At 42.1% G+C, this 12,787-nt stretch carries 12 protein-coding genes and 1 pseudogene; all 13 read right to left on the reverse strand.

Features of this window, described 5'->3' with window-relative positions:
• Window positions 1-43: 43 nt before the first annotated feature.
• Window positions 44-286, reverse strand: a pseudogene (locus DXB73_RS04020) (macro domain-containing protein); the annotation flags it as partial.
• On the reverse strand, window positions 287-628 hold the full coding sequence (locus tag DXB73_RS04025; RefSeq protein ID WP_117918755.1) for an arsenate reductase family protein: 342 nt from the start codon (window positions 626-628) through the stop codon (window positions 287-289). It abuts the pseudogene before it with no gap.
• Window position 629: 1 nt separating this feature from the next.
• Window positions 630-848 (reverse strand): aspartate dehydrogenase, encoded by a 219-nt coding sequence (locus DXB73_RS04030; RefSeq protein WP_117918756.1) that lies wholly within the window; start codon window positions 846-848, stop codon window positions 630-632.
• Window positions 835-1,308, reverse strand: coding sequence for a YaiI/YqxD family protein (locus DXB73_RS04035; RefSeq protein ID WP_117918759.1), 474 nt, complete (start codon window positions 1,306-1,308; stop codon window positions 835-837). Before DXB73_RS04035 ends, DXB73_RS04030 begins: the two co-directional genes overlap by 14 nt.
• 21 nt (window positions 1,309-1,329) lie before the next feature.
• Window positions 1,330-1,701 (reverse strand): VOC family protein, encoded by a 372-nt coding sequence (locus DXB73_RS04040; protein WP_117918761.1) that lies wholly within the window; start codon window positions 1,699-1,701, stop codon window positions 1,330-1,332.
• On the reverse strand, window positions 1,698-2,078 hold the full coding sequence (locus DXB73_RS04045) for a DUF4186 domain-containing protein (protein WP_117918763.1): 381 nt from the start codon (window positions 2,076-2,078) through the stop codon (window positions 1,698-1,700). The genes DXB73_RS04040 and DXB73_RS04045 overlap by 4 nt, the downstream gene beginning before the upstream one ends.
• Window positions 2,079-2,082: 4 nt before the next feature.
• Entirely contained in the window at window positions 2,083-2,769 is a 687-nt protein-coding gene (locus tag DXB73_RS04050; RefSeq protein ID WP_117918765.1) for a PAS domain-containing protein, read from the reverse strand.
• Between the two features lie 135 nt (window positions 2,770-2,904).
• The gene (locus DXB73_RS04055) at window positions 2,905-3,831 is read right to left on the reverse strand and encodes a DUF6674 family protein (protein ID WP_117918767.1); all 927 of its coding nucleotides are present in this window, start codon (window positions 3,829-3,831) and stop codon (window positions 2,905-2,907) included.
• Between the two features lie 60 nt (window positions 3,832-3,891).
• Complete coding sequence (locus tag DXB73_RS04060; RefSeq protein WP_005340521.1) at window positions 3,892-4,581, reverse strand: SpoVG family protein; 690 nt, start codon at window positions 4,579-4,581, stop codon at window positions 3,892-3,894.
• Window positions 4,582-4,614: 33 nt separating this feature from the next.
• A complete protein-coding gene (locus DXB73_RS04065) occupies window positions 4,615-4,983 on the reverse strand; it encodes a hypothetical protein (protein ID WP_117918769.1) in 369 nt (122 codons plus the stop codon).
• Window positions 4,976-5,593 carry a class D sortase gene (locus DXB73_RS04070; RefSeq protein WP_117918770.1) on the reverse strand — a complete coding sequence of 206 codons (618 nt, stop codon included), beginning with the start codon at window positions 5,591-5,593 and terminating at the stop codon, window positions 4,976-4,978. Before DXB73_RS04070 ends, DXB73_RS04065 begins: the two co-directional genes overlap by 8 nt.
• A 13-nt stretch (window positions 5,594-5,606) precedes the next feature.
• Window positions 5,607-11,837, reverse strand: a complete 6,231-nt coding sequence (locus DXB73_RS15135; RefSeq protein WP_347560012.1) for a helicase-related protein — start codon at window positions 11,835-11,837, stop codon at window positions 5,607-5,609.
• 158 nt (window positions 11,838-11,995) lie between these two features.
• Complete coding sequence (locus DXB73_RS14780; protein WP_347560011.1) at window positions 11,996-12,355, reverse strand: TnpV protein; 360 nt, start codon at window positions 12,353-12,355, stop codon at window positions 11,996-11,998.
• Window positions 12,356-12,787: the final 432 nt, after the last annotated feature.

Below are 12,787 nucleotides of genomic sequence, written 5' to 3' on the forward strand. Positions count from 1 at the left end.
TCCACATTCTTTTTTATTTTGAATGTCCGCAAAATCCGTCCTACATCGGTCCTACAGTATGTATCACATAATCACATGACAGATTATATCCTTTTGTTATCTTTGCTTCTCCAGTCTCACATCCGTGTAGTGTCCTGCACTCCGCCAGAAGCTCCGGTCCTGCTGCTCTATGAATTGCACCATCTACACCGCCTCCGCCAAGAAGAGAGTTATTTGCTGCATTCACAATTGCCTGCACATCTGTTACTTTTGTTATATCTCCCATTAAAGTCTTAATTAAGTACATTTAGTTCCATCCTTTCCAGATATCCGGCTGATAACCAAATGTTGATTGCTTTCCGTTTCTTACTACTGGTGTTTTAATTACTTGTGGATTCTCAAGCACTTTTTCAAGCTTATCTTCATCTGCGATATACTTAATAAGAGCAAGTAAATCTTTGTCCTTACCATCCCAGTTAACCATATTTTCTAATCCACCATTTGCCTGAGCTACTGAATTAAATTCTCCTTTGCTCATACCTTTTTCTTTCATATCAATGAACTGATACTTTATGCCCCGCTCCTTGAAAAAACGCTCCGCCTTCTTAGTATCATTGCATTTCTTTGTTCCAAATATCTGTATATTCATATCAGTATTCCTTTTCTATCTCTCCATCTATTCCATACATTTTCTTGAATGCATCAAGGTCTGCCTGGTTCTTAATCAGCATAACCTCTTCTATTTTACCTGTATGAATATCCTTAAAACCTGCAACTTGTTCACCATTACATATGCTGGCCTTAATTACCGGTTTCTTATTTTCCTTATCATATGTCTTTGTAACTGTCTTTTTCCTAAATAGTCCCACTTTGAGCACCTTCTTTTGACTTTGCCATCAGTATAAGTTTTTCAAAGGACTGTGCAAAGCGTACATCATCTTCTTCCGTATGCTTTCTCGGTCCTTTCATATGATTCTTATGAGAGCTGCGTCTTGCCTTCTTGTTAAGATGTCGCTCCATAAGCATCTGATCTATGTTCTCATTCGTGTACCACTTGCCTGATTGGTGAATAACATATGCACCTTTCCCAAGTGCCATTGCAGCGACACCATAATCCTGCGATACTACTACATCCCCTTTATGACATATGCTAATTAGTTTATAATCTACTGCATCTGCTCCTGCGCCTACCACAATCACCTCACTGTAATCAGAATACAAAATATGATTCGTATCACACAGCAATGTGATGGAAATATTGTATTTCTCTGCTATTGTCTCAACAATGTCCACTGCCGGACACGCATCCGCATCTACAAATATCTGCATTTTTTCTCAAATCCGCTTTCTTCAGTTGTGGCTAACTGGTGTTCGTACTTCTATAAGATTTCCTGATGGATCATAAAATCTTACAAGCTTCTGTCCACATTCAAGTTCCATTAAATCCGTAACATAACTTACAACATACTTGCCAGACTCCAGTTTTTCAATAATACCTTCTATATCATTATCTTCAAAATAAAGTTCTGTCATATTGTTATGTGGAGTTGTATGTATTTTTGTACTATCATACCATACATCTACATCCTGCAATACAAGCCCCTCTGACATTATCACATTACCTTCCTGCCTTGTAATCACACGCAGTCCAAACAGTTCTTCATAAAAATCAATTGATTCGTCAATGTTATCAACAATAATCAATACATTTTTCAAACTCATATTTTATGTTCCTGCCTCTCCATTTCTTTTTGAATCCATGTCATAATTACATCTACAAGATAATCCTGCTGCACCTGACTTAGTTCCTTGCCAGGCTGCATTTTATGCCACTTTCGGATGCGCTCCCTGCAGCATGTTGCTGTAGCGTGCTGAGCAATAAATACTGGATGTCCACGCATTGGTGTCTGTTTGCCATCATTTGCTATATATGCCGGAGCTTCTCTCTTTGCAATAAAATCCTTTGCATGTTGTCTTATTGTATCAAGACCTTTTTCATTTATGTAATCAATATCTTTCTGCTTCAGATGGAAACTGCTTCTGAACTTGGAATTATCCAGTCTCTCAAATAACTGCTTGTACCATTCATCCTTAGTCATATCATCACCACAAATCGTATGGTTTCATGGTTTCTGAATTTCGATATTCATGTTTCTCATAATATCCTATCAGATTACCCTCATCTCTGAGTGCCACCATGTAAACATCTTTATTCTGTTTCTCATTATGAAAAGTATAAACGATATTATGTCTTTCATCTGCTGCAAACCAGTCCACTACCTGCTGTATTCTATCTCTTGATTCCGGATTATGGCAGTCTAACAGGCTTCTTCCGATAAGTTTGTCGCCTCCTCGCTTCGCATAGCTGGTAACAGCTGCCGGATTCATGTAGATAATCTCATGTTTGAGATTGCATATAACAACGGATGCCCTGTCCTGATCAACAATGCTCTTATAAAAGCTGACATATGATTTAAACTCAATCAACTTTTCACTATCAAGCCTCTTCTGAAGTTGTGGTTTCTTTCTTCGATAATAATCGTATATCTCTCCATCTGGTATCCAGATTTGTGCCTCATTTATCTTATCAAGTACAGCTTCAACAATCTGTTCATCAGCTAATGAATCCGGGGCTTTTTCATGTTCTGCTACATATTTTTTATATTCTTCATACACCCAGCCTGTAATCTTATCCTTCTGTTTCATCTTGAGATTACTAAACTTCTTGTTCATCTGTAAAAGCTGACCATCTATCTTTTTATGTGTTTTTGTCTTTTTACTTTTTGCCAAATTTCTCCCACCTTTATATAATTAATAACTTTTGCTAGTATAGCGCATGTTTCGCATTTATCTTTTCACATTATAACATCTATCAAATTGATCCGCACTAAAAAAGGACGCAGAATCTCTCCCACGTCCTCAAAACTATCTGGCTTTATCTTCTCTTACCTTTGATACTTCCTTATGTGCCGCTTCCTGCTTCACCTCATCCACACCTCTAGCATCAAATGCATCTGCATTATACTGATACTCCTGTGGTTCAGCAACCATCGGTGAATATACAACCTCTGCTTCCACTCGCTCAGCTTCTGCCCTCTCCGGCTCTGTCTGTTCCTGTTCCTTTGTTTTCACATTCTCCATATACTTTTCCTTATCAAGCTGCACATTCATAGCCAGATTATCCAGCTTATCTATAGATGCATCCAAATGCAGCTCCATTGATACAAACAACTTTCTCACTGCTTTCATAGGTGCAAGCACCGCCTTTGTAATGGGATGTTTCTGCTCTTTCTGTGAATAATCCACCTCTGGCTTGTCAGCAAAAGTACGGAATGCATTAGCTGCTGTCTGACCAGCTTCACGAAATCCTTTTGTAAGAAGCGCTGTCTTTGCTATATCCTTATCCGTGGTCTTGATTGCACCTCTTACATTCTCTCGGATATCAAGAAGCCTTTTCTTAATTGCTAAGAACTCCGACACCCTGTATAATGCAGTTCTTCCCTTTGCCTTTGCTTCATCAACTATGCTCTTTGCTGTAGATTTGACCTGTTCTTTCACTTCTAATACCTGTGACTTTATCTGCTCACATCTGGTATTAAGTCGCTCCTGTGCTTCTGACAATGCCTTTTTTGCATTATTGACAAGTGTATCTTCCTGCATTTCTTTGATCTGGTTCTGCATGTTGGTGAGTTCTTCCATCATGGAATCAATCTTTTTCTCCAGACCATCCACATAACTGCATATTTCAAATACATCATTTGCCTGCTCTTTCATGGTATTCTTTTTTAGTAATTTGAGAAGTTCCCTTATAACCTCCTCATTGGTAAGTGTTTTTCCTGCTTCCATATCCATTCTGTTTCCTCCATTCTGTAAATGGGGCAGCCTTGGCCGCCCCTGTACTCTGATTACTGATTATCGAAAGGGCGTCGCCTCTTTGTCCTTCTCTTTATCGGGATTGCCATGATGTTTCTCTGCACTCTCTCTTGCCTTTTCGTTGCTCTTATCCTTTGCTTTCTCATATTCAGAGATAATCTCATTATAGAGTTTTTCCCTGAAATCCTTTGTGACCGGATAGCAGACATCCTGATAGATTGGCTTGCCCTGCTCATCCACCTGCTTTGTCTTATAAGAAGGCATTGATACAAAGATTTTCTCTTTACCCTGCACGATATTGATATTATTTACGATGAAACTGTTTTCAAAATAAATGCGTGCAAGTCCCTTGATGTTACTACCTTCCCTCTCATAAGGTGTCACAGTTACGGAAAACTCCGGCATTTCCTGTGTACGCTCCTGCTTCTGTGTCTCCTCTTTCTCCGGTTCCTTAATTCTTGCATAGGCATCAAGGATATTGGTATAGAGTTCCTCTCGAAACTCTGCTGTAATAGGATTGCACACATCCTTATAGATCACACCGTTGCTTTCATCACGCTCATTGGAGCGGTATCTTGGCATTGATACGAAAAGCTCTCCCTTATCCTTATTCTCAAGGATTGCAATATTGGTGATCTTAAATGAATCACCGAATACCACTGTTGCAAATCCTTTGATATTGCTGCCCTCTTTTGCCCTTACTTCGTTTACCTTAATTGAATACTTCATATGCTATTCCTCGCTTTCTTTTTGTTCTTTGTTTTACTCCGGTATGATAAACTCACACCAAAGCTGTTCTATCTGTTCACAAGACAATCTGCCATTTAACCAGTTGCCAAGTGTAACGACCATTCCGTCCTGCTCATAGTAGAGCCACTCCTGTGTTTCAATGTTCCCCTCATACACGATGGTCACATCAAAATCAGGCATAAATAATCCTTCCACTGCATCCCATACACAGGCTATTCCCTGTCTGAGTGTCAGATTCAGGCTTTCGACATACACAGACCAGCCGCTTACGACTATCTGAAATTCATCATCAATCTCTGCAATATCATCCTCGATGTCAATTAGCTCTTCCATTTCCGATACTGCCTCTTCTATCTCACCTAACCGGTATCTCTTATTCATCCATCTCCGCCTCCTTATAAATGCACCTGACTACAAAACGCATGGTTCCTTTCTGGGAACAGGTAAAAAGAGTTAGTTCTTTTTCATCACCCTGTGTCTTGATGCTGTTATCATACGGATTTACTACATCTGTCTCTGTTACCTCATAGATATGCTTCTGTCCATTTTTGTCGGTTATCATTACTTCATCACCTATGGATATCTGACTTAGTGGTGTAAAAAATGTGCCATATCTGCTGCCATTGTGACCGCACAATACACAGTTGCCACTCTCCCCAATCCCTGCTGTTTCTTCTATATGACCGATCCCGGCATTAAGCACTTTACTTGTGGTTCCTTCCATTACCGGATACCGGATATCTATGCCCGGTATCTCAATGATACCGATAACACCGCCTTCTTTAAAAATGGCTTCATCCTCTTCACTAATGGAGGTTTGCTCTTCCTCCACACCTGTTTCTTCATCGTAATCATCCTCCAATGTCTGCTCAAATTCACTTATGAGCTGTTCTGTCTGTTTTTCTCCTGTTGCCCGCCAGAAAAAAGGGACTGCCATAATGGCAATCCCTGCTGTAATCAGTAGTCCTGCGACCACTTTTCTTATGCTCATATTATTCACTCTCCTATCGTGTTCTGCCCTCTCTGTCGGCTGGATAAGCACCTTTATCCTCTGCCACAATTGCTGCAGATTCCATCCTGTCATCTGTTTCTCTTTCTTTCTCCGGTCCGCTCAGGTCTGCATCCACAGCCTTTGCGTTCTCAAGGTCAAGCTGAGCATTCAGTTCACACTGCCTTGCCAGTTTTTCTTCCAGTTCCTTGCTGTATGCAAATGGCTTGTCATACTCTGCCTTTGAAGCTTCAAGGTCATTCTGGTACTGCTCAATCTTCTTTTCTAAGAAATCAATGTTCTCATGGAGTCCATTGAACAGGTTTTCCAGCTTTACCATGCTGCCGACCGGACTTGTGGAAAGTTCTGCCTTGTACTCAGTCTTTCCACGAAGCACCATATAATTGATGTCAAGGAAGTTCTTTTCCACAAGCAGCTCAAATCCATGGAACTTGCCGATTGCAGTTGTCTCTCCGGTCTTGCATTTGCTGATTGCTTCAAGCATCATCGTTCCGCCATCCACACGCTCAGTGTAAGTTGCTTTGCCTATAGTAATGGCAAATTCCGGATTATCAATCAGCTCCTTATCCCTTGCCTTTACATCCTCACGGACATTGGCAAGCTTTTCTGTTGCTGTCTTAATGAGCTTCGGGTACTTAATCATAAAGTTGTCCTGAAGTCCATATCTCTGATTGTCATAGGATGCCTTTAAGAGCTTTAATCTCTGGACATCATTGTCAATCTCCATCTTTTCTTTGATCAAAGGATTACCTGTGGCAACCGCCTTAATCTCTGCATAGGAAAGTGTTGCCTCGTCGATATCCTCGCAGCTTCGGCTTACTGCCTTGCTTGTCATAACCTGACTGATGAAACGCTGCTTATTTTCAACGAGCGACCAGTTGTATGCATCAAAGGTTCCTTTGGTGACATATCTGTAGATTGCCACCTCTTCATTTTCGTTGCCTTGTCGTATGCCTCGTCCTTCCCTCTGTTCAATAGAAGAAGGCTTCCACGGACAATCCACATGATGCATTGCAACAAGGTGTGTCTGCACATTGACACCCGTTCCACACTTGTCCGTTGAACCAATAAGAACTTTCTTTTTACCTGTCCTCATCTCCTTAAAAAGTGCATCCCTCTGTGCATCTGTCTTGGCATCATGGATAAATGCTATCTCTTCTGCCGGAATACCATACTGGATAAGAGTTTCCTTCAGATAATCATAAATAGTGAAGTCCTTATCCGGTCCCGGTGTGCCGATATCCGAAAAAATAAGCTGGCAGCCTATATGACCGTTGGCATTTCCTTTCTCATATTCTTTCCACACATTTTCTGCTACCTTATTGAGCTTTCCGTCAGGATTATTTGGTGCATCCTTATCAATCAGTCTTGCATCTGTTCCAAGAAGTCTTGCCTCATGGGTAATCTTTAAGAAGTTATCCACACTTGGATCAACTCCACCACCTCTGATACGCTCTGCCCTCACAACAAAGTCTTCCATAACCTGCTTCACATACCAGTCAGGCTCCGACTCCACAATAATAGGCTTGCCTCCTCTGAGGGCTGGCACATCAAGGTCAAGCATGTCTGCGGTCTGCACATCAGCTACCTCTCTAAAGATATTCATAAGCTCCGGCAGATTCGTAAACTTATTAAACCTGCTCTTAAAACGGAAACCGCTTCCCTCTACAGTAAGCTCAAGTGCTGTTGTCACTTCACCAAAGTTCGCTGCCCATGAATCAAAGTGATAAATCCCCATCTCTTCAAGTGCCGCTTTCTGTAAGTAAAGCTGCATGACATACATCTCACACATGGTATTGGATATTGGCGTACCTGTCGCAAACACAATGCCTCTGCCATCATTTATCTCAGACAAATACTGGCATTTAAGCTGCATATCCGTTGACTTCTTCGCTCCACTGCTGCTGATACCTGACACATTATTCATCTTGGAAAAAATCGCAAGGTTCTTAAAATTGTGCGCTTCGTCAACCATGATAGAGTCCACACCAAGTTCCTCAAAGGTTATAAGGTCATCCTTCCTGCTCTCATCTGATAAGGATTTCAGCTGCTCCTCCAGCTTTTTCTTCTGGCTTTCCATCTGTTTTACAGTCCAACGCTCCCCGTTACGCTCCTTCATCTCATCAATCGCATAGCTGATTTCATCAATCTGCTCATTGAGCATTCTTTCCTTTCTCTCTGCTGAGATCGGGATTTTTTCAAACTGCGAGTGCGACATGATGATACAGTCATAGTCACCTGTTGCAATCCTTGATACGAACTGCTTCCTGCGGCTCTTTTCAAAATCACGCTCTGTGGCAACCAGGATATTTGCTGACGGATAAAGCCTTAAAAACTCTGATGCCGTCTGACCGATAAGTGGCTTTGGAACAACCATGATCGTCTTATTGGCAAGTCCGAGTCTCTTCTGCTCCATGCAGGCAGCCATCATCTCAAAGGACTTTCCGGCACCAACGCAGTGTGCCAACAGGGTGTTTCCTCCAAGAAGGATTCTTGCCACCGCATTCTTCTGATGTGGCTTTAACTCAATCGCCGGATTCATTCCCGGAAACTGTAAGTGACTTCCATCATACTCACGCAGACGGATGTTATTGAATGTCTCGTTGTAATACTCCACATATTTCTGTCTTCGCTCCGGCTCTGCAAACAGCCATTCCTTGAACTTCTCCTTGATCATGTTCTGCTTTTCCCTTGCAAGCATTGTCTCGTTCTTATTGACTTCGTAATGATATTTGCCATCACCGTCATCAATCCTGTCCCTTACTGTTACAGTTTTAAGATTCAGCGTATCCTCAAAAATAGAATAAGCATCCATGCGGCTTGTACCATAAGTCTTAGTAGCTGCCACTGAATGCTTATCCATGCTCTTATTCTCGATGAACCATTCCATGCTCATCTTATTTAAGTGTACCTGAATGCCTGTATTGTAAAACTGGCTTCTGACTGCCCTTGCTCTTCTTGGTGTATTGAGAAGCTCATAGATAAACTGCTCATAATCAAGCGACTCAATCCATGTCGTACCAATCTTTACATCAATATCCGAGGCTTCAATCCATTCCGGCTGCACCTTTTCAAGTGCTGCCACATTGCCTGCAAATCTTTCTGCCTGCGGATTGTCTGTATCAGCCGCCATAGCCTTTGCTACACGAAGTTTGTCTCTCACATTTCCCGAAAGATACTCGTCTGCTGTCTCCCAGCCGATGTCGGGATTGTTCTCGTTGTAGCGGTCTGGATTGAGGAAAACCAGTCCGTCCAGCTCTTCCACAAGAACTGCCCTTTTAAGCTCTGCCAAAGCATCATCACTTAGCGTTATCTCATCCACTGTCTGTCCGGACTTTTCTGCAAGTTCTTCCTTTGCATTAATAATATCCGGCTCATAGATAGAAAGCATATAGGCAAGATTTACATATCCAAATTCATTGACGGATACATTTAATGCTTCCACAGCGGTCTCCACTCTGTCTATGACTGTCTTTGCCTTAATCGTCTGCTTATAAAACATATCCGCTTTTTTCACCTCCCCATCTTCGTTTACTTCCTCAAGGCTGCAAAGAAGTGGATAATCGCTGTCATCCCTGAATGCTATTCTGTTTGCTTTTGAAGTAATGGCTCCATACTGCTTTACGAAGGCATCATATTTTACATTAAGAAGTTTCTGCTTATCAGAAAGCTCCTCCTCGCTGCAGCCATCCATCTGGATATCAATCAGCTCTCTTGTTATCTGTCTGATTTCATCAAGGCTTCGGATTCGCTCTTCGGCAGTCTGTGATACTTCTTTTTTTACCATCTCGGAATTTTCCCTGTAATAGAGTTTTCCTTCAAAAAATGTGTAAGTGTAGTTTCTCACATCCGGATCAGCCGGGATAACTTCCTCCGTCTGCTCCGCCTCATCTGCCACTCTCTCAAAATCTGTCATCTGGGCTTTGATATTACCGATAGCCTTATTGAGAGTCTCATACATATTGAAGTTCTCATCATTATTCACACAGACTGTATATCTGCTGTCCTGTCCGTAAATCCTTGTGTCATATTCCATAGATCCAAGCATCATCTCCGGATGCTCTGCAAAATAAGAGTTGACTGCAATGCCATTCTCAGTTACACCAAGGTGTACCCAGTCAGGTTCAATATCAATCTTTCTCTCCCTCTTCTGCAAAAACAGGATATCTGCTGTCACTTCGGTTCCTGCATTATCTTTAAATGCAGTATTCGGAAGTCTTACTGCTCCCACAAGCTCTGCTCTTTCAGCCAGATACTTTCGGATAGTAGGATTTGCCTTATCAAGTGTTCCCTTTGTGGTGATTACTGCAACCATGCCTCCCGGTCTTACCTGGTCAAGTGCTTTTGCCAGAAAATAATCGTGGATACGAAAGTTATACTTGTTGTACTTCGGATCAAATACCTTATAATCTCCAAATGGCACATTTCCGACAACTACATCAAAAAAGTTATCCGGATATGTGGTATTCTCAAATCCTGTAATACTGATATTGGCATTCTGATAAAGCTGCTTTGCGATTCTTCCCGAAATGCTGTCAAGCTCCACTCCATACAGCTTTGCTTCATGCATTGTTTCCGGCATACTTCCAAAGAAGTTACCGATACCCATAGATGGCTCTAATACATTGCCGCCTCTGAAACCAAACTGGACAAGTGCCGAATTTATGCACATGGCAATCTCCGGTGAAGTATAAAAGGCGTTATTTACTGTTGCCCTTGCAGCACTGTATTCCTCATCAGATAAAAGGTCTTTCAGCTCTGCATATTCTTTGCTCCAGCCTGCGTTATTCTCATCAAATGCCTGTGACAGTCCGCCCCATCCGACAAACTTCGACAGAGTTTTCTGTTCCTCAGGTGTGGCAAGCCTGTTCTCTGATTCAATCTGCTTTAAAGTGCGGATTGCATCCATATTCCACTGGTATCTGGTCTTAGCACCGCCTTTTTCCATTTCCCAGAGGTTGTAGTGGAAGTTGTGTTTTTTCTGTACTGCATCATCTGAAACCACATGTCCATTCTCATCAATCTTGGTTTCCCAGCCATTCGCTATTGCTCTTTCCCTGGTTTCAAGACGATTGGCTTTTACACTATCCTCGATATCAAAGAATCTCTTATAGACCGGATTCATCTTATCCCTGTCAGCCTTCTGCTTTGTCTCATGATAATACTTCTTCTGGTCTTCTCCGCAGTAAAATGGCTGTTTTACCATATAGGATAAAATCTCGTATAACTCACGCCAGTCGAGAGCACCTTCCTTTCGCACACCATTCCTGTTCTTATAGCTGATCTTCACATATCCGCTTCTGATTGAGTACTCCACAAGACCATACTTATTGTTGGAATATGCTTTTCTTTCTGCATTATCTGTCCCTAATGCGATATCCCTGATAAGGTCAAGTTTATTGGGCATAAATGCAAAATCAGACTGCACAACATCCATAAGAAATGCTTTAAATGGTGTGTAACAGCTGCAATCTGTCACCAGAATCTCAGCTGCATCACGCAGGTCTTCATCAAGCTCTGCTATCCTCTTGGCATAATCAATCGGTGTAATATACTGCAATTCTGATGGATCTTTTTCAGTTGTTTCAGCTTCTATCTCAGCACCATATTCTGCCTGTGTTATCATCCGGTCTTCATCGGCAGCTTCCTGTGGTGTCATGCCTTTTGCACTTACATAATCTCTGTTAGAAGCATAGCTCTCCGGCTCATCCGGTATTGCATAATCATCAATCTCTGATTCTGCCTCCTCCGGTTGCACTTCCCGGTATTCGGCATCAATGACCTCATCATCCTCACGGAGTCCGTCCATCGCAAGCTCATCAATACGAGGTGTCTCAGGCTGGTATTCCCCTGTAAGAATAAGGACACCAAGCTCTTTTTCGATATCTTTCCACGAAACATATCCTTCTACCTCTCCATCCTCATCTCGCCACTGAAAACGCAGTCCGTTCCCATGAAATGTGTCATATCCGTGCAGTCCCAGTCCGTCAACCGGCCAGCCTGCACCTCCCTGACCATATTCTGCTTTGATACGCTTTGCCCTGGTTCCTGCATCAATCTCTGTTTCAAAAATCTTGCATACCCTGCCCTTGCCACCGATAAAACCTGTACCTCTCATAAGCACCTGTTTGATATACTCACTTGGTACTGTGGATGACTTCTTTGGATTCAGGTAATTGTATTTACCTGCTAATGCAGCTTTTCTGTCCTGCTCGAACTGACGCATAAACTGATTATTGTTTTCATCCTCAGTATGAATGGTGCCAATGCTTGCCTGCCCGTTCTGGTCGAAAAAAAAGGAAGCCTGTGTATATTCGGCTTCCTTACTGACACCCAATGAATTGATTTCATCAAGTTCCCTATTCAGTTCTGTATCATCTGATTCTAGTGGAATCGCATCACTATCTGATTCAGTACCACTTCCTCTGCCTGCATCTTCGCCTGCTCTCTTATCTTCCACATCTCCATTGTCGATGACAGATCCTGTGGCTTGTGCTTCGCCAGATACTGCATCTCTAACTGGTCGTACAGCTGGTTCGCTTCCTCCTCTACCGCTGACATCTTCTCGTACATCTTCCCGAATCTCATCAGCGTCTTGTATCTTGCCGGCTCGTTCTCTTTGAGATAGTTCATCGCCATCCTTCCGTATTTGCCCAGCTTCGTGAGATCCTCCGTCTCGTCCGGCATCTCTATCTGCGGATAAAACAGTCCGTCCACTTCCTTGTAAGTCATTTCTTCTAACATATCCAATTCTCCTTTCGCTCTCGATTGCCTTTAAGTTACGACTAAATTCTCTAAGAACACTACAGGAGACATCGCATACAATGGAACCAAGACGGTAAATGATCTCTTCGTCTTTGATATTTACGATCTGACTAAAATCCTGTTCTTGCACAGATAAGTCAAATCCGCATCTCGTCCCTACAACAAACATGACACTTGCATATACAAGCTGCTCCATGTCCATTTCCTGCTGTAAGCCATTGCGTTTCTTACTTTCTTCCTTTATCACACTACCTGATAGCTGCATAAGCTCGGTCATTCGGTCTCCGAACTCTTCTTTTATTATAAGCCAAACATCCGTTCCTGTAAACTGTTTTAGTGTATTTTTTAGAGACTCCTTATCATCGTTATCGTACTGCTCAATCTGACCTTCTGATACGAGAAAATCCACAT

Origin of the sequence: Clostridium sp. OM05-6BH, assembly GCF_003481635.1 — a bacterium.
Lineage (GTDB): Bacteria > Bacillota > Clostridia > Lachnospirales > Lachnospiraceae > Butyribacter.